The 17,048-nt window shown below is 75.4% G+C and carries 18 protein-coding genes; 10 read left to right on the top strand and 8 right to left on the bottom strand.

Annotated elements, in window-relative coordinates; translation table 11 throughout:
* Nucleotides 1–44: 44 nt before the first annotated feature.
* Nucleotides 45–1,280 (bottom strand): class I SAM-dependent methyltransferase, encoded by a 1,236-nt coding sequence (locus tag ACFWH7_RS11715; protein ID WP_378216679.1) that lies wholly within the window; start codon nt 1,278–1,280, stop codon nt 45–47.
* Nucleotides 1,281–1,419: 139 nt separating this feature from the next.
* Between ACFWH7_RS11715 and ACFWH7_RS11710 the strand changes: the two genes are divergently transcribed.
* On the top strand, nt 1,420–2,814 hold the full coding sequence (locus ACFWH7_RS11710; RefSeq protein WP_378216678.1) for a DUF2252 domain-containing protein: 1,395 nt from the start codon (nt 1,420–1,422) through the stop codon (nt 2,812–2,814).
* 75 nt (nt 2,815–2,889) lie between these two features.
* Nucleotides 2,890–3,303 carry an Rdx family protein gene (locus ACFWH7_RS11705; RefSeq protein ID WP_378216677.1) on the top strand — a complete coding sequence of 138 codons (414 nt, stop codon included), beginning with the start codon at nt 2,890–2,892 and terminating at the stop codon, nt 3,301–3,303.
* Between the two features lie 3 nt (nt 3,304–3,306).
* Here the strand turns inward: ACFWH7_RS11705 and ACFWH7_RS11700 are convergent, their stop codons facing one another.
* Nucleotides 3,307–3,687, bottom strand: coding sequence for a DUF5997 family protein (locus ACFWH7_RS11700; protein WP_378216676.1), 381 nt, complete (start codon nt 3,685–3,687; stop codon nt 3,307–3,309).
* Nucleotides 3,688–3,741: 54 nt separating this feature from the next.
* Between ACFWH7_RS11700 and ACFWH7_RS11695 the strand changes: the two genes are divergently transcribed.
* From ACFWH7_RS11695 to ACFWH7_RS11675, 5 genes are all read left to right on the top strand, one after another.
* Nucleotides 3,742–4,632 (top strand): LysR substrate-binding domain-containing protein, encoded by an 891-nt coding sequence (locus ACFWH7_RS11695; protein WP_378216675.1) that lies wholly within the window; start codon nt 3,742–3,744, stop codon nt 4,630–4,632.
* Complete coding sequence (locus ACFWH7_RS11690; protein WP_378216673.1) at nt 4,629–5,234, top strand: hypothetical protein; 606 nt, start codon at nt 4,629–4,631, stop codon at nt 5,232–5,234. Before ACFWH7_RS11695 ends, ACFWH7_RS11690 begins: the two co-directional genes overlap by 4 nt.
* Nucleotides 5,235–5,266: 32 nt before the next feature.
* Nucleotides 5,267–5,653: an ArsR/SmtB family transcription factor gene (locus ACFWH7_RS11685; RefSeq protein WP_378216672.1), complete on the top strand. Its 387-nt coding sequence runs from the start codon at nt 5,267–5,269 to the stop codon at nt 5,651–5,653.
* Complete coding sequence (locus tag ACFWH7_RS11680; RefSeq protein ID WP_378216671.1) at nt 5,650–6,306, top strand: SRPBCC family protein; 657 nt, start codon at nt 5,650–5,652, stop codon at nt 6,304–6,306. Before ACFWH7_RS11685 ends, ACFWH7_RS11680 begins: the two co-directional genes overlap by 4 nt.
* Before the next feature lie 126 nt (nt 6,307–6,432).
* Entirely contained in the window at nt 6,433–7,272 is an 840-nt protein-coding gene (locus ACFWH7_RS11675) for a phosphatase PAP2 family protein (protein WP_378216670.1), read from the top strand.
* Between the two features lie 6 nt (nt 7,273–7,278).
* On the opposite strand, the gene ACFWH7_RS11670 is transcribed toward ACFWH7_RS11675, so the two are convergent.
* Both ACFWH7_RS11670 and ACFWH7_RS11665 read right to left on the bottom strand, forming a co-directional pair.
* Entirely contained in the window at nt 7,279–7,764 is a 486-nt protein-coding gene (locus ACFWH7_RS11670) for a hypothetical protein (protein WP_378216669.1), read from the bottom strand.
* A 48-nt stretch (nt 7,765–7,812) separates the two neighbouring features.
* On the bottom strand, nt 7,813–8,640 hold the full coding sequence (locus ACFWH7_RS11665) for a CPBP family glutamic-type intramembrane protease (protein WP_378216683.1): 828 nt from the start codon (nt 8,638–8,640) through the stop codon (nt 7,813–7,815).
* Between the two features lie 50 nt (nt 8,641–8,690).
* Here ACFWH7_RS11665 and ACFWH7_RS11660 point away from each other — a divergent pair, with 50 nt between their 5' ends.
* Entirely contained in the window at nt 8,691–9,944 is a 1,254-nt protein-coding gene (locus ACFWH7_RS11660; RefSeq protein ID WP_378216668.1) for an acyltransferase family protein, read from the top strand.
* 5 nt (nt 9,945–9,949) lie between these two features.
* On the opposite strand, the gene ACFWH7_RS11655 is transcribed toward ACFWH7_RS11660, so the two are convergent.
* The 4 genes from ACFWH7_RS11655 to ACFWH7_RS11640 all read right to left on the bottom strand — a co-directional run bounded on the left by ACFWH7_RS11655 (nt 9,950) and on the right by ACFWH7_RS11640 (nt 14,217).
* Nucleotides 9,950–10,792, bottom strand: coding sequence for an aldo/keto reductase (locus ACFWH7_RS11655; protein ID WP_378216667.1), 843 nt, complete (start codon nt 10,790–10,792; stop codon nt 9,950–9,952).
* Between the two features lie 119 nt (nt 10,793–10,911).
* Complete coding sequence (locus ACFWH7_RS11650; protein ID WP_378216666.1) at nt 10,912–12,339, bottom strand: serine hydrolase domain-containing protein; 1,428 nt, start codon at nt 12,337–12,339, stop codon at nt 10,912–10,914.
* 264 nt (nt 12,340–12,603) lie between these two features.
* A complete protein-coding gene (gene msrA / locus ACFWH7_RS11645; protein ID WP_047232060.1) occupies nt 12,604–13,278 on the bottom strand; it encodes a peptide-methionine (S)-S-oxide reductase MsrA in 675 nt (224 codons plus the stop codon).
* Between the two features lie 144 nt (nt 13,279–13,422).
* Complete coding sequence (locus tag ACFWH7_RS11640; protein ID WP_378216665.1) at nt 13,423–14,217, bottom strand: SDR family NAD(P)-dependent oxidoreductase; 795 nt, start codon at nt 14,215–14,217, stop codon at nt 13,423–13,425.
* A 113-nt stretch (nt 14,218–14,330) separates the two neighbouring features.
* On the opposite strand from ACFWH7_RS11640, the gene ACFWH7_RS11635 reads away from it, so the two are divergent.
* Nucleotides 14,331–15,566, top strand: a complete 1,236-nt coding sequence (locus ACFWH7_RS11635; protein ID WP_378216682.1) for a cystathionine gamma-synthase — start codon at nt 14,331–14,333, stop codon at nt 15,564–15,566.
* Between the two features lie 103 nt (nt 15,567–15,669).
* Nucleotides 15,670–16,965 carry an AI-2E family transporter gene (locus ACFWH7_RS11630; protein WP_378216664.1) on the top strand — a complete coding sequence of 432 codons (1,296 nt, stop codon included), beginning with the start codon at nt 15,670–15,672 and terminating at the stop codon, nt 16,963–16,965.
* Nucleotides 16,966–17,048 lie beyond the last annotated feature (83 nt).

Raw genomic sequence — 17,048 nt, 5'->3', positions numbered from 1 at the left:
TGTGCGGGGCGCCGGCACCCCCCCCCCCACCCAACACCCAGCACTCAGCGGCGCGTGGAGCGGGTGACGGTGAACCGGGGGCCGCGCGCGACCTGGGTCGTCGGCCCGACCGCACGCTCCAGCGCCGGCCGGTAGCGCAGGTGCGAGTTCCACACGCACCACAGCTCGCCGCCCAGCCGCAGGACCCGCCCCGCCGTCGTGAACATGCGGTGCGCCGCGTCGGTGCGCAGGGCCGCGCCGTCGTGGAACGGCGGGTTGAGCAGCACGACGTCGGCGCTCGCGTCGGCCAGCGTCGCGCCGGCGTCGTCGCGCACGGTGCGCACCCGGGCGCCGACCCCGTTCTCCCGCGCCGTGAGCGCGGCCGAGCGCACCGCCGCGTCCGAGCGGTCCGCCGCGACGACGTGCGCCTCCGGCCACCGCCGGGCCGCCCACGTGGCGAGCAGCCCCGTCCCGCAGCCGAGGTCGACGACGTCGCGCGGCCCCGGGCCCGTCCCGCCCGGTGCTGGCCCGCCCGAGCCCGTGGCGCCGAGCTGGTCGAGCAGGAACCGCGTCCCGAGGTCGAGGCCCGCCCCCGCGAAGGCCGCCCCGAACGCCGCGACCCGCAGGCCGACGTCGGGCAGGGCGGCCGTCACGGGGTAGGTGAACCCTCCGTGCGCGGGGCGCGGCGACGACGCGACGAGCACGCGGGACTTGCCGCGCGCGAGGCTCGCGCGCACGTCCGCGAACGACTCGCCGAGGACGTCGTTCATGGCGCGGGTCATGTGCTTGACGCGTCCGCCCGCGAGCAGCACGACGCCCGGGTCGGCCTCGCGCGCGACGTGCTCCGCGACGTCGCGCAGCGCCGCGAGGCTGCGGGGCAGGCGCAGCAGCACCACGCGGGCACCTGCGAGCAGCCCGGCCCCGAGGCCGTGGCGCGCGTACGCGCCGGCCAGCCCGAGCGCAGCCGCGTTCGCGTCGAGCGCGGCCTCCGCCGTGCACGCGTCCTGGTGGACGCGCACCCTCGCAGGACGCCTGTCTCCCGATGCCAGCCCGTCCTCGGTCGACGCCGTGGCGGTGAGCAGCGCGGCGCCGAGCGTGAGGGCCCCGTACCGGTCGTCGACGACCGCCACGGCCTCCGGCCCGGCACCCGCGAGCCACGGCGCCGCCTCGTCGAGCAGGAGGTCGAGCAGCAGCCGGTCGACGGGGTCCACGGCGACCGGGGCGTCCTCGCGGTGCGGGCCGGTGTCGTCCGTGCGCAGGCGCGCGAGCAGCGCGGCGAGGTCGGGCGGGGAGGTCGTCACCGGTCCAGTCTCCCCGACGGCACTCCGCTCCCCGCACGGTCGCGCCGCGCCGTCGCTCCACCGAACCTCACCCGGCGTCGCCGCGCCGCGCGCCGCCGCGAGCGCTACTGTGCGGTTCCCGGACAGCGAGGAGGCACCCGTGGACGTCCCGCGAACCCTGGCCGAGTCCCGCGCGGCGGGGCGCGCCCTGCGCGACCGGGTGCCGCGCCGCACCCAGGGGGCGCTGCTGCTCCCGGAGCGCGACCCGGTCGCCGTCATCGAGGAGCAGAACCGCGACCGGCTCCAGGACCTCGTCCCGCTACGGATCGGGCGGATGCTCGAGTCGCCGTTCGCGTTCTACCGCGGCACGGCGGCCACGATGGCCCACGACCTGCGCGACGGACCGCGCACCGGCGCCCACGTCGTGGCGTGCGGCGACGCGCACGTGTCGAACTTCGGCCTCTTCGCGTCGCCCGAGCGGCGGCTGGTGTTCGACCTCAACGACTTCGACGAGGCGAGCGACGCACCGTGGGAGTGGGACGTCAAGCGGCTCGCGGCGAGCATGTACGTCGGTGGCCGGGACAAGGGGATGTCCGAGGCCGATTGCGGCGAGGCCGCGGCGAGGGCCGTGCGCGGGTACCGGGAGGCGCTCGCCGACCTGTTCGCGCGCAGCGCCCTCGAGCGGTTCGCGTACCAGGTCGAGACGGACGCGATCGAGCCGCTGCTGCGCAAGGAGGGGCGCGAGGAGCTGCGCCGCACGGTCAAGAAGGCGCGCAAGCGCACCTCGGAGCAGGTGGTGCAGAAGATCACGACGCGCACCACCGACGGCCGCCCGCGGATCGTCGACCAGCCGCCCGTGACCCAGCACGTCGACCGCGTCACGATCGAGGAGCTGACGGAGCTCTTCCAGCAGTACCGCGACCCCCTGCGGGCCGACGTCCGGCTCCTCCTCGGCCAGTTCGAGCTCGTCGACTTCGTGCTGCGGGTCGTCGGCGTCGGCAGCGTCGGGACCCGGTGCTACATCCTGCTGTTCGAGGGCCCCGAGGGCGAGCCGCTGGTCCTGCAGGCCAAGGAGGCCGAGACGTCCGTCCTCTCCCGGTACGGCGGGATGCCCGACGCCCTGCCCTCGGGGCTCGTGCCGGCCGGGGCGCTCCCTGCGCAGGGGCGTCGTGTCGTGACGGCCCAGCGCATCCTGCAGGCCCACTCGGACCCGTTCCTGGGGTGGATCACCATCGAGGTGCCGGAACGCACCGGCCGTCCGCGCGTGGACTTCTTCTTCCGGCAGTTCCGCGACATGAAGGGCTCGGTCGAGCTCGACCGGCTCGCCGCCGCGCAGTTCGTGCGCTATGGCGAGCTCTGCGGGCGGGTGCTCGCCCGGGCGCACAGCCAGTCGCCCGCTGCGCGGGTCGCCCACGGCTACCTCGGGCGCTCCGACGTCTTCGACGAGTCGATCGCGCGCTGGTCGCGCGCGTACGCGGACGTCGTGGAGCAGGACTTCGCGGCGCTCGAGGCGGCCGCGGCGAGCGGTCGGGTCCCGGCCGAGCGCGGGACGTGAGCCGAGCCCGGGCGGGTCGCGCGCCGGCTCGCCACCCGGTCGGGCGTGACGACCTCCGACCGTAGGCTGGGCGCCATGCCGCACGATGACCGGCCTGCGGGGCCCGAGACCACCGTGGTCGCCGAGGCGCCCACCGCGCCCACCCCCGTCGTCCCGCAGGGGACTGCGCGCGTCGCGGTCGAGTACTGCACGCAGTGCCGCTGGCTCCTGCGTGCGGCGTGGGTCGCCCAGGAGCTCCTGCAGACGTTCCGCACGCGCCTCGGCGAGGTCGCGCTGGTGCCCGGGACGGACGGTGTCTTCCGTGTCACGCTCGACGCCGGCGACGGACCCGTGCTCCTGTGGGACCGCAAGGCCGACGGCGGGTTCCCCGAGATCCCCGACCTCAAGCGGCGCGTGCGCGACGCCGTCGCGCCGGACCTGTCGCTGGGCCACACCGACCGGGCCGCCGCCCGGTCGGCGGCCGACGACGCGGGGGCGTCGGAGGGCTGAGGCTCAGCCCTTCTTGGCGCGGGCGGCGGCGAGCCGCTCCTCCTCGGCGCGGACCTTCTTCTGCACCTCGCGCTCGGTCTCGAGCCATGCGGGCGGGTCCTGGCGCAGCGCGTCGATCTCCTCCGTCGTCAGCGGCTCCGTGAGGCCGCCGCGCGTGAGGCCGGAGATGGAGACGCCCAGGCGTCCCGCGACGACGGGGCGCGGGTGGGGGCCGTTGCGGCGCAGGTCCGCGAGCCACTCCGGCGGGTTCTTCTCGAGCTCCTCGAGCTGGGCCCGCGTGATCGTGCCCTCCTGGAACTCCGGCGGCGTGGCGGGCAGGTACACCCCGAGCTTCTTCGCCGCGGTGGCGGGCTTCATGGTCTGCGCGGACTGCTTGGGGGTCATGGGCTCCAGGGTAGTCGGCCGGTCGGCCTCCGGCGGCGCGCCTAGGCTGGTCGGGTGGACGACGACGCGGGCACGGCCCCCGAGGTGACGAACGGCGCGACCTCCGACGACGGCGGCGGGGTGCGGCGGTTCCGGCTCGCGTACGTGCCGGGCGCGACGCCGGCGAAGTGGGTGCGCACGTGGCGCGAGCGCCTCGCCGACGTGCCGCTCGACCTCGTGGCCGTCGAGGCGGGCGACGCCGAGCGCGCGCTGCGGGACGACGAGGCGGACGCCGCGATCCTCCGCCTGCCGGTCGACCGCGACGTGCTCAGCGCGATCCGGCTCTACGAGGAGGCGCCGGTCGTGCTCGTCTCGCGCGACCACCTGCTCGCGGCGCTCGAGCCCGAGGAGCCGGTCGCGCTCGCCGACCTGGCCGACGACGTGCTGCTGCGGCCGCTCGACGACGTCGTGCCGTGGGCGGGCGAGCCCGGCGCGACGGACGACGCGCCGGCGCCCCCGGGCCGGCCGGCCGTCGAGCGCCCGGCGACGACGGGCGACGCGGTCGTGCTCGTCGCGGCGAACGTCGGGGTGGCGGTCGTGCCGCAGTCGCTCGCACGCCTGCACCACCGCAAGGACGTGACGTACCGGCGCCTCGACGACGCGCCGACCGCCCCGGTCGCGCTCGCGTGGGTCGCGGACCGGGACGACGAGCTGGTCGAGGAGATGGTCGGGATCGTGCGCGGGCGCACGGTCAACAGCTCGCGCGGCCGGCGCGCCGGGAGCGCGCCCGAGGCGCCCGCGACTCCTCGCGCGCAGAGCGGGCGCGGCGGCACCGAGGGGCAGGGTGGACGCGGCGGGTCCGGGCGTGGGGGAGCGGCCGGTGGGCGCTCCGGCGGAGCGAAGCAGGGGCGCGGCGGCGTCCCGAAGGGCCGGGGCTCCCGCGGGCGCGGCGGGAAGCGGCGGTGACGGCCGGGCCCGGTGCCCGCGCGACGACGGACCCGCAGCCGCCGGGGTCCGGCGGTGACGGCTCGCTCGAGCTCGTGCTGCTCGACGCCGTGCCCGGCGACGAGCGCGACGACCTCCTCGCGGCGGCTCTCGCGCTGCGGCTCGGCCCCGGCCAGGACGCGTTCGTCCCGCCCGCCACGGACGTGGTGGGTGCGGCCCGTGCCGACCCTGACCGGCACCTCCTGGTCGCGCGCGGGGTGTCGGGGGACGTCGTCGCGCTCGGCGTCCTGCACCCGGGCGGCGCGCCCGCAGAGGTCGTGGCGCTGCTCGGCGGAGTCGACTCGGACGACGTGGTGCTCTTCCGCGGCTTCCTCGTCGACGTCGCGTCGCAGGGCGCGGGGGTCGGCACGCGCGTGACGTCGGTGCTCCCGGGAGCGGTCGCGGACCTGGCGCGCGTCCGCCGTCGGGCTGCCCCGTACGCCGCGCTGGTCCTCACGGTCAACGACCGCAACGCCGCGGGCCGCCGTGCCTACGCGCGTGCCGGCCTGACCGACCGCGGCGCCTACCTCGGCGGGAGCGCCGGCCCGCAGCGCGTCATGGCGAGGTCTCTCAATAGGGCTTGACTTATATAAGCCAGCAATGAAGCATGGGGGTCATGGAAGCGTTCGACGTCCTCGGCGACCCGGTGCGGCGCCGGATCCTCGAGCACCTCGCCCGGGGCGAGCGACCGGCGGGGGAGCTCGCCGCGCTCGTGGGCGAGGAGTTCGGGATCAGCCAGCCGGCCGTTTCCCAGCACCTCAAGGTGCTGCGGACGAGCGGCTTCGCGACCGTGCGGCCCGAGGGGACCCGGCGCCTCTACGCGCTCGACCCCGCGGCGCTCGACGAGGTCGAGGACTGGGCCGCCGGCCTGCGGCGGTTCTGGGAGCAGCGGCTCGACGCGCTCGGCACCGAGCTCGCGCGCGGTGCGCGCGAGCGGCGCCGTGCCGCGGCCGCCGACGAGGACGCCGGACGCCCGACCGACACCACCTGGAGGACAGCATGAAGGACTTCATCGCCGAGCTCGAGGCCGCGCGACGCTCCGTCGGGACGGGGGCGCTCCCCGCGGGCGAGGCCCGCGTCCTCACGATCGAGCGGACCTACCCTGCCGACGTCGAGGACGTGTGGGACGCCGTCACCGACCCCGAGCGCATCCCGCGCTGGTTCCTGCCGGTCACGGGCGACTTCCGGGTCGGCGGCACCTACCAGGTCGAGGGCAACGCGGGCGGTGAGATCCGCGCGTGCGACGCGCCGATCCTCCTCCGGCTCACCTGGGTCATGGGCCCGCCGACGCCGGAGGACTCGTCCGTCGTCGAGCTCCGCCTCGCGCCCGCGCCCGACGGCGGCACGACCCTCACGCTCGAGCACACCGCCGTCGTCCCGCCGGAGATGTGGGACGTGTACGGCCCGGGCGCCGTCGGCGTCGGCTGGGACGGTGCGCTGCTGGGCCTCGGGCTGCACCTCGACGGCGCCGGGCCGCTCGACCCCGAGGAGGTCCTCGCGAGCCCCGGGCTGCGCGCGTTCAACGTCGCGAGCAGCGAGGCCTGGGGAGCGGCGCTCGCGGAGGCGGACGGGCTGGGCGCGGACGAGGTCGCGGCACGCGTCGCCGCCACGACGGCCTTCTACGTCCCCGCCGACGACACCCCCGACGCGCGGTAGGCCCACCCCGGGTGCTCCGCCCAGCGTGCCGGGCTCGGGGTGTCCGGCCCCGGGGGGAGGCTCGACGGCGGACATCCCCCGTGGGGCGGATGTTCACCTGCCGTTCACCCGGCTTACCCTCGTGCGATGACTCCGCCCGATTCGTCCCGTGCCGCGACCCTGCTCGACCGCCCCGACACCCCTGCCGCGACCCGCCCGACCGCGCGCCCGCACGCGCTGCCGGAGCCGCCGGTCGACGCGTCGTCGCGGGTCGCCGGCCAGGTCCTCGTCGCGGTGTCGTGGCTGGTCGGAGCGGCCCTGGTCGTGCTGGCCGCGCGGCTCCTGCGCGGCCCGAGCGAGGCGCTCTACCTCGCGGTCACGGCGCGGACCGCCGAGCTCCCGGGGTCCGGGCTCGTCGCGGAGGGCGGGGTGCTCGTGCTCCTCGGGCTGTGCGCGGTCGTCGCGTGGCGGTCGCGGCGCGCGGGCGCGTCCGCCGTCGCGACGACGCTCGTCGCGGGGGTGGGCGCCGTCGCGGCCTACGCGGCGAGCGAGGCCGTGAAGTCCCTGGTCCGCCAGCCGCGAGGGTGCTGGGAGCTCGTCGAGGTCGCGCACTGCCCCGCCGCCGGGGACTGGTCGTTCCCCAGCAACCACACGGCCATCGCGTTCGCCCTCGCGACGGCGGTCGTCCTGGCCGGTGCGCCCGCCGTGCGCGTCCCCGGGGCGGTGCCCGCGCGGCACGCCTACCGCTCGCCGCTGCGCCAGGTCGCGGTGTGGGTCGTGCTGCCCGTGGCGCTCGCCGTCGCGGTCGCCACGGCGCGGGTCGTCGAGGGCGTGCACTTCCCGCACGACGTCGTCGCGGGCGCGGCCGTCGGCGTCGCCGTGGTCGTCGCGGCGGTGACGGTCCTCGCCGGGCCGGCGACGGCTGCGGTCACCGCGGCGTGCCGCGTGGACGGCGTCCGCCGCGTCCTGCTGGCGCGGCCCGCCTGACGAGCCTCAGGGGCGGCGTCGGGCGCGGGCGATCCCCACGATCCCCAGGATCACCGCCGCGGCGAGCAGCACGGTGCCGAACGCGGCCTGCGGCAGGTCGACCGACGGCCCGACGGCGAACGTGCCGACCGCCGTCGCGCCCTCCGACCGGCACGTGAGGGTCACGGTGCCCGCGTCGCTCGCGAACGAGGACTGCGCGCGCCAGTGCCGGGGCACGCCGAGGTCCTGCTGCGACATCGAGACGCGGAGCCCGACGTCCTCGCCGTCCGGTCCCGTGCCCTCGCACCGGACCTCGCTCCAGGCGGCGCCCGTGTCGGCGTAGACGGTGTGGTCGCCCGCGGTGAGCTCGACGCGCGCCGTCTCGCCGAACGGCGTCGCGGCCTGGACCCGGAAGCCCGGGAGCACCCACAGCCACAGCACGCCCAGCAGGCACGAGCCCGCGATCACGAGGGGAACGAGGCCGGGGCGGGGGCCGGTTCTTCGTCCGGTCATGCGGGCACCGTACCGGCACGGGCCCCGGGTGCGGTCAGCGCGGCACGGTCAGCGCGGCACGGTGACGAAGACGTCGAACAGCTCCGGGTGGTGGGCGTGCACGAGCACCGCGAACACCACGACGTCGAACAGCAGGTGCACCGCGACGACGTACGTGAGCGACTTGCTCCACGAGAAGATCCAGCCCTGGACCAGGGCGAACGGGACGGTGAGGAGCGGTCCCCACTCGCGGTACCCGAGCTCCCACAGGAAGGACACGAAGACCGCCGCCTGCAGGAGGTTCGCCGTCCACAGGCCGAAGTGCTCGCGGTACAGCGCGAACACGACGCACACGAAGAACAGCTCGTCCCAGATCCCCACCGCGTTGACGCCCACGAACAGCCGCGCGATCTCCTGCCCGCCCGTGATCTCCGGCCAGTTGAGGTACGCGCCCGACCCGATGAAGTAGAACGGCAGGATCAGGTACCCCGCGACGACGACCACGACGAGGTACACGACCTGTCCCCGGGTCCAGCGCCGCCCGGTGGCGACGGGGAACCGGATGACGTCCTCGCGGAAGGCGAACCGCGACAGCGCCCACGGCACGAGCACCGCGAGCGACAGCACGACGGCGAAGCGCACCATCCCCGCGTCCGACAGGTCCGCCTCGAGCGAGATCGTCGAGATGATCGTCATGCCCGTCCCGACCAGCGCGAGGTCGCGCCCGAGGCGGCGGTCCACGGCGAGCCCCAGCGCCACGCCGAGCACGAGCGGCACGTACCCGAGCGGGCGCACGTGCACCGCGAAGAGCAGCACGGCAGCGCCGGAGACGAGCACCGCGGCGAGCAGCCGCAGCGGCGAGCCGACCGCCCAGGGCGGTCGGGCGGCGCCGGGCAGGGGAGCGAGGGCCGGTGACGTCACCCGCCCACGGTGCCATGATGCGAGGCGTGGAGCGAGGGCCCGAGCGGCAGCCGGACCGGCGCGGCGAGCTCGACGCGGTGCGCGCCCTCGTCGTCGTGGGGCTCGTGCTGTTCCACGCCGCGCTCGTGTTCGACGCGCGCGACGACTTCTACGTGAAGAACGCCGAGACGACCGGGCTGACGACGTTCGTCGTCGCGCCCGTCGTGGTGTGCGCGATGCCGCTGCTGTTCGCGATCGCGGGGATCGGCGCGTGGCACTCGGTCCGGTCGCGTGGACCCGGCGGGTTCGTCCGGGAGCGGCTGCTCCGCATCGGCGTCCCGCTGCTCGTCGCCCTCGTCCTGCTCCTGCCCCTCCCGCAGTTCCTGCGAGCCCGCGCCGAGGGCACGTGGACCGGCTCGTACCTCGCGTTCTGGCCGCGGTTCTTCGACGTGCGGTTCCAGCCCGGGGACGTCCCGTTCGTGCTCGACGGCGAGCACTTCGAGACGGGGCACCTGTGGTTCCTCGTGCTGCTGCTCACCTGGGCGCTCGTGCTCGCCGCGCTCGTGCGCCTCGTGCCCGACGACGTCGCGCGCCGGGCGCGCGGGCGGCTCGCCCGGGCGGTGGGGGCGCGGGGCGCGGTGCTCGCGCCGGCGGTGGTCGTCGGCGTCGTGTGCGCGGCGCACGAGCTCGAGGAGGGGTTCGCCGCGTGGAGCCGCTGGGGGTACCTGCCGTTCTTCCTCGGCGGCTTCGTGCTGGCGTCCGACGCGCGGTTCCGGTCGGCGGTGCGCCGGGATGCGGCCCTCGCCGGGCTGGTCGGACTGGTCGTGTTCGCGGTGGGCATGGTGCTGTTCCTCGGACCTGCCGGCGAGGTCGAGGCGTTCACGGGTCGCGAGGCCGGTGCGGTCGCGTTCCGGTGCCTCTACGGCGTCGCGGGGTGGTGCTGGGTGGTCGCGCTGCTCGGGCTCCTGGACCGGTGGGGCGCGCGCCGGCGCACGGCGGCCGCCGCTCCTGCGGCCGCGGTGGCCCTGGGTGCGACGAGCACCGCCCGGGGAACCGCCGTCGCGGTCCGTCCGTGGCGGCGTCGGGCCCGGGCCTACCTCGGTGCGGCGGTGCTGCCGCTGTACGTGCTGCACCAGCCGGTCGTGGTCGCGGTCGCGTACCCGGTCGTGGGGTGGGGCCTTCCCGCCGCGGCGAAGTACGCGGTGATCGTCGTGGCGTCGCTCGGCGCGCTGCTCGCGGTGTACGACCTGCTGGTGCGGCGCACGCGCGTCACGCGCGTGATGCTCGGGATGCGGGCCTGAGCCCGTCAGGGCTCCTCGTACACCGCGGGGTCCTGGTCGTTGGTGCGCCCGTCGGGCCGGGCGAGCCCCGTGAGGACGTTCATCTCGTGGGTCGTGAGCTCGAACGAGAAGACGTCGAGGTTCTCGCGCTGACGCTCGGGCGACGACGCCTTGGGCAGCGGCACGACGCCGAGCTGCACGTGCCAGCGCAGGATCGCCTGGACGGGGGAGACCCCGTGCGCGGCAGCCACCGCCGTGACGGCGGGGTCGCGCAGGAGGTCGCTCGCGCGGCCGATCGGGCTCCACGCCTCGGTGACGATCCCGCGCTCGGCGTCGGCGGCCCGCTGCGCGGCCTGCGGGAAGTACGGGTGCAGCTCGACCTGGTTCACGACCGGGGTCACGCCCGTCGCGGCGATCACCGCGTCGAGGTGCTCGGGCAGGAAGTTCGACACGCCCACGTGACGGATCAGCCCGCGCTCGCGGCACTCCACGAGCGCCTCGTACGCCTCGACGTACCGCCCGACGCGCGGGTTCGGCCAGTGGATCAGGTACAGGTCGATGCGGTCGAGGCCTGTGCGGAACAGCGACTCCTCGACGGTGCGGGCGGCGGCGTCGTGGGCCTGGTGGCGGCCGGGGAGCTTGGACGTGACGATCACGTCGTCGCGCGGGACGTCGGCGCGCCGCACCGCCGCGCCGACCGCGCCCTCGTTCTCGTAGCTGAACGCGGAGTCGACCAGCCGGTAGCCCGCGTCGATCGCGCGGGCGATCGAGTCCGCCCCCTCGTCGCCGCCCAGCGTGTACGTGCCGAAGCCGATCGCGGGGATCGTCATGCCGTCCTGGGCCGTGAGCGTGGGGATCGAGAGCGTCATGTCTCCATCTAGGCACGGTCCGCGTCCGATCGCGCGCCCTGCCGCTCCTACGCCGTCCCGCTGGAAGAGCCTCGGCTCGCGGGCCCATGACCGGCACTCGGCGAGCGGGACCGCCGTCCCTACGCGACGTCGGGTCGTGTCATCAGCGGCGCCCGCACGTGCAGCTCCAGGCTGGGGCCGGTCAGGGGCACGGTGCTCCACCTCGCCGTCGCGGTTCCCGCGTCGGCGTCGACGGTCAGCCGGACGCGGTGCGGGCTGGTGATGACGTAGAGATCGGCGAGGTAGGTGCTGCCCTGCCAGGCGCCGGCCGCGACGATCGGCCGGCCGAGCGGGGCGCTCTCCCGCCAGCCGCCGTGGCCGACCTCGACGTCGAGGAGCGACCCGAGCCGCACGAGCCATCCGCCGTCGACGGGGTCGACGGTGACCGTCGTCCCGTCGGGCACGGCCGAGCTCTCGGCCGAGGCGTCCACCCTCGCGCTGACCGCACGGCCCGGGGCAGCCGAGCCTGGCACCGGTCGCAGCGACAGCCGCCGGAGCCGGTCGGCGAGGATCGCGTCGTCCTCGACGCCGTCCGCGTGACCCACGCCGGGCAGCAGGCACTCCCACACGGCGTCGAGCACGTCCTGGGACTCCCCCTGGGCGGTCACGGCGACGACGAGATCGTGATACGGGACGACCACGCACTGCTGCGCGTAGGACCCGTGGCCGTGGTACCCGTGACGGGACCTCCAGAACTGATAGCCGTAGCCGTGGGAGAAGTCCGCCTGGTCCGATCCCTCGAGGACCCACTCGCTGCCGACGTGCCGACCGGTCGCCAGCTCCACCCAGCTGCGCGGGACGAGCTGCCGGTCCCCCCACACGCCTCCGCAGCGCAGCAGCTCGCCGAACGCGGCGACGCCCTCGGTCGTCAGGTGCAGTCCGTGGAACCCGAACACGGCGCCGCTGGCCACGCGGTCCCACTCGGCGTGGTCGATGCCCATCGGCGCGAACAGGCGCTCGTCGAGGAGCTCCGGAAGATCGCGGCCGGTGACCCGCTCCACCATCCGGGCCAAGATGTAGGTCGTCGAGTTGTCGTAGACGTGCCGGGTTCCCTCGGCCGCGGCGAACGGCAGGCTCAGGAAGCCCTTCACGAGGTCGTCGGGCTCACGCTCCCACGCCTCGGCGAGGCTGTCGGTGGCGTGCCCGCACGTCATGCACAGCAGGTGGTGGACGGTGATACGGCGCCCCTGCTCCGAGACGTCGGCCGGGACGCGGTCGGGCAGCACGTCCACCACACGGTCGTCCAGCGAGAGCAGCCCGTCGCCGATCGCGATCCCCACGGCCATCGACGTGAACGACTTGGTCAGCGAGTCGAGAAGGTGCGGGCGGTCGGCCGAGCACGGCGCCCACCATCCTTCGGCCACGACATGACCGCGGTGCACGACCATGACGGAGTGGCTCTCGCCCGACCGCGCGTCGAGCCTGTCCAGCAGCGCGGAGATCGAACGGGACGAGATCCCCGAGGCGGCAGGCGCCGAACGGGGAAGCAGGGTGCGCTGAGACGGCATCCCGGCTTTCTAGCACTCCGCACCTCTCGCCCGCACGGATAATCCGGTCGGCCTGCTGCGAGACAGGACGACGTCCAGTCGTGCGGGAGCGAACGCCCCGGCGGTCCCGCGCTCTCGTGAGACCCGCACCGCGGGGCACGGTGCGCGAACGGGTCTGGACCCACAGCAACGGCGGCCCGAGCGTCCGAGCGAGCAGGTCCGCCACCACGACGAACGGCCCTCGATCGGGTGGATCGAGGGCCGTTCGGGGGTGACTCGTGCGAGCTACGCGGCGCTCGGGAACGGGACGCCCGTCGTCGCGTGGCAGCGGTAGCCGTTCGGGTTCTTGTCGAGGTACTGCTGGTGGTAGTCCTCGGCGTAGTAGAACGGGCCGGCCTCGGCCGCGGGGCGCATCTCGGTCGTCACCGGGTCGTAGCCCTTGGCCTCGAGCACCGCGGAGTAGCGCGCCGCGGTGTCGCGGACCGCCTGCTCCTGCTCCGGCGTCGTCCAGTACACGGCGGACCGGTACTGGGTGCCGACGTCGTTGCCCTGGCGGTAGCCCTGCGTCGGGTCGTGACGCTCCCAGAAGATCTTGAGCAGCTCCTCCTCGGAGACCTTCGTGGGGTCGTACGCGACGAGCGCCGTCTCGGTGTGGCCGGTGCGCGCGGTGCACGCCTCCTCGTAGGTGGGGTTCGGCGTCGTGCCGCCCATGTACCCGACGGCGGTGCTCACCACGCCGGGGACCTGCCAGAAGATCTCCTCGGCGCCCCAGAAGCAGCCCATCGCGAGGTAGAGCACGCGCGTGCCCTCGGGCCACGGCCCGGTGATGGACGTGCCGAGCACGGTGTGGGGACGCGGGGTCTGCAGCACGGGCGACTGGCGCCCGGGCAGCGCGTCCTCGGGGGCGATCATCGTCGTCTTGCCGGACGAGCCGAAGATCGCGTCGAAGATCGAGTTCATCGCTTACCTCCTGAAGTACCCGGACGACCGGGGCGCTGGCCCACGACGCATCGTCTGGCACGGGGTAGAACGCCGCGGGGGCGGCGGGTGTTCCGGGCCGGGGCCGGCCCGCCGCGAGCCGGACGGACGCGCCGCACGAGCGTCTCACGGGACGATCGAGTCGATGTAGCCGCCGTCGACGCGCACCGCCGCACCCGTCGTCGCCGACGCCAGCGGCGACGCGAGGTAGGCGACCAGGTGCGCGATCTCCTCGGGCTCGATGAGCCGCTGGAGGAGCGACTGCGGGCGGTGCTCGCGCATGAACACGCGCTGCGCCTCGTCCCACGGCAGGTCGTCGCCGACGAGCTCGCGGGCGAACGCCTCGACCCCGCCCGTGTGCGTCGGGCCGGCGAGCACGCTGTTCACCGTGACGCCCGTGCCGGCCGCGGCCTTGGCGAACCCGCGCGAGACGCCGAGCAGCGCCGTCTTGCTCACGCCGTAGTGGATCATCTCGGCCGGGATCACGACCGCCGAGTCGCTCCCGACGAACTGCACCCGGCCCCAGCCGCGCTCGATCATCCCCGGCAGGTAGGCGCGCGTGAGCCGCACCCCCGCGAGGACGTTCACCTCGAAGTAGCGGCGCCAGGTCTCGTCGTCGATCGCAAGGGGGTCCTCGCTCGAGAAGATCCCGAGGTTGTTCACCAGGACGTCGACGTGCGGGACGGCGTCGAGCACGGCCGCCGTGCCGTCGTCGGTCGCGAGGTCCGCCGCCACGCCGAGCACGTCCGCCCCGGGCACGTGCTCGCGCACGTCGTCGGCCGCGCGCTGCGAGGTCTCCTCCGAGCGACCGTTGACGACGACCGCCGCCCCGCACTCCGCGAGGGTGCGCGCGATCGCGAGCCCGATGCCCTGCGCCGAGCCGGTGACGAGCGCCCTGCGCCCGCCGAGGTCGATCTCCATGCGTGCTCCCTCCGCGCCGGGCGACGCGCGTCGCCCCACCCACCGTCCCGCGCGACGACGCCCGTCGCCACCGCGGCCGAGCAGGCGGTGCGCCGTAGGCTGGCCGGGTGACCATCTCGAGCGAGCACCCCGACTGGACCACCACCGGCTTCTCCACGCGTGCGATCCACGCGGGCCAGGACCCGGACGCGACCACCGGCGCCGTCGTGCCGCCGATCCACCAGGTCTCGACGTACAAGCAGGACGGCGTCGGCGGGCTGCGCGGCGGCTACGAGTACTCGCGCTCCGCGAACCCGACGCGCACCGCGCTCGAGGAGGCGCTCGCGGCGGCGGAGTCCGGCGGCCTGCGCCCGACGGCGGACGGCTCGCCCGCCGCGCGCGGGTTCGCCTTCGCGTCCGGCCTGGCCGCGGAGGACACGCTGCTGCGCGCCGTCGTGCGCCCCGGGGACCACGTGATCGTGCCCGACGACGCCTACGGCGGCACGTACCGCCTCATCGCCCGGGTGTTCGGGCCGTGGGGCGTGGAGCACACGCCCGTCGACCTCACGGACGTCGAGGCGGTCCGCGCCGCGGTGCGCCCCGAGACGCGCGTCGTCTGGGTCGAGACGCCGACCAACCCGCTGCTCGGGGTCTCCGACGTCGCGGCGCTCGCGGGCGTCGCGCACGACGCCGGGGCGCTGCTCGTCGTCGACAACACCTTCGCGACCCCGTACCTCCAGCAGCCGCTCGCGCTGGGCGCGGACGTCGTCGTGCACTCGACCACCAAGTACGTCGGGGGGCACAGCGACGTCGTCGGGGGAGCGCTCGTCGTGGCGTCGGGCGCGCAGCTCCCGGGCGGGCTGGAGTCGCCCGTGGGCGGGACCGACGTCGCCGGCGCGGTCGGGTTCCACCAGAACGCCTCGGGCGCCGTCGCGGGGCCGTTCGACGCATGGCTCACCCTGCGCGGCCTCAAGACGCTCGCGGTGCGCATGGACCGCCACCAGGCGAACGCCGCGGCCGTCGCCGACTTCCTCGCCGCCCACCCCGCGGTCACCGAGGTGATCTACCCCGGCCTCGCGTCGCACCCCGGGCACGAGCTCGCGGCGCGCCAGATGAGCGGGTTCGGCGGCATGGTGTCGTTCCGCGCGGGCAGCGAGGCGAAGGCGCTCGACGTGTGCGCCCGCACCCAGGTCTTCACGCTCGCCGAGTCCCTGGGCGGCGTCGAGTCGCTCATCGAGCACCCGGGCCGCATGACCCACGGCTCCGTCGCCGGGACCGCGCTCGAGGTGCCCGACGACCTCGTCCGCCTCTCCGTCGGCATCGAGGACGTCGAGGACCTCGTCGCGGACCTCACCCAGGCGCTGGGGTAGCACGGGCACGCCCCGCCCGGGCGGTGGGGAGATCCTGCGCACACCGGGCGCGGCGCGGGTATTGAGCGCCGCGAGCGGAGGGTCGCTCGCCTAGGGTTGCGCTGTGAGCGCGCAGACGGACCAGCACAGCACCCCCGACCCGCTTCCGCCCGGGCGCCCCGGCGCGACGGCGGTGCCCGACTCGGTGCGCTCGGCCGCCGCCTGGTCGTGGCGGCTGCTGCTCATCGGCCTGACGGTCGCGGCAGCCCTGTGGCTCGTCACGCAGCTCAAGGTGATCGTCGTCCCCATCGCGGTGGCGCTCCTGCTCACGGTGCTGCTCACGCCGGTCCAGCGCTTCTTCCGCCGTCACCTGCGCATGTCGCGCGGCCTGGCGTCCGGCGCGGCGCTCATCGCGCTCATCGTCGTCGTCGCGGGGCTCGTGGCCATCGCGGGGCAGCAGATCGTCAGCGGCTTCCAGGACCTGCGCGACCAGGCGGTCGAGGGCTTCGAGCAGTTCACCGCGTGGCTCGCCGACGGTCCGCTCGGGCTCGACTCGACGACGATCTCGCACTGGCTCGACCAGGCGGGGACCGCGGTCTCGGAGAACCAGGACTCGATCGTCTCCGGCGCGCTGGGCGCGGCCACGACGATCGGCCACGTGGTCGCCGGCGCCCTCATCGCGCTGTTCTGCACGTTCTTCTTCCTGCTCGACGGGCGCACGATCTGGTCGTGGGTCGTCGGGCTGCTGCCGCTGCGCGCGCGCGACAACGTCCACCAGGCCGGTCGCCGCGGCATCGTCACTCTCGCCGCGTACACGCGCACCCAGATCCTCGTCGCCGCGGTCGACGCGGTGGGTATCGGGATCGGTGCCGCCTTCTTCGTCCCGTCGCTCGCGCTGCCGCTGGGCATCCTCGTCTTCGTCGGGTCGTTCATCCCGATCGTCGGTGCCATCGTCACCGGCTCGATCGCCGTGCTCGTCGTGCTCGTCGCGCAGGGCTGGGTCCAGGCCCTGATCATGCTCGGCATCGTGCTGCTCGTGCAGCAGATCGAGGGCCACATCCTCCAGCCCTTCCTCATGGGGCACGCGGTCTCGCTGCACCCGGTCGCCGTGCTGCTCGTCGTCGCGGCGGGCAGCTTCGCCGCGGGCATCGTCGGCGCGCTGTTCGCCGTCCCGATCGCCGCGGTCCTCAACACCGTCGTCCTCTACCTGCACGGGCACGACAAGTTCCCCGAGCTCGGGACGGACGACCGCGTCGTGGTGCGGGGGAGCCCGCAACCGCCGGTGATCGCGCGCGCGGAGGCGGACCTCGAGGACGTGGGCGCGCGCCGTCGGACCCGCGAGGGCGCCGGCGAGGACTCCGCCGTCGTCGGCCCGCAGGACGCCGGCCCGACGGAGGGCGCGCCCGAGGAGGCACGGTGACGTCGGGACCGCGTCCCCGCCCCCCCCCACACCCACCCCCACCCCCCCCCCCACCCCACAGCGCCCCCCACCCCCCCCCCCGC

The sequence above is a fragment of the Cellulosimicrobium cellulans genome (genome assembly GCF_042723955.1).
Taxonomy (GTDB): Bacteria; Actinomycetota; Actinomycetes; order Actinomycetales; family Cellulomonadaceae; genus Cellulosimicrobium; species Cellulosimicrobium cellulans_H.
The sequence above is the reverse complement of the archived record's forward strand: the minus strand, read 5'-3'. Positions and strand labels throughout refer to the sequence as shown.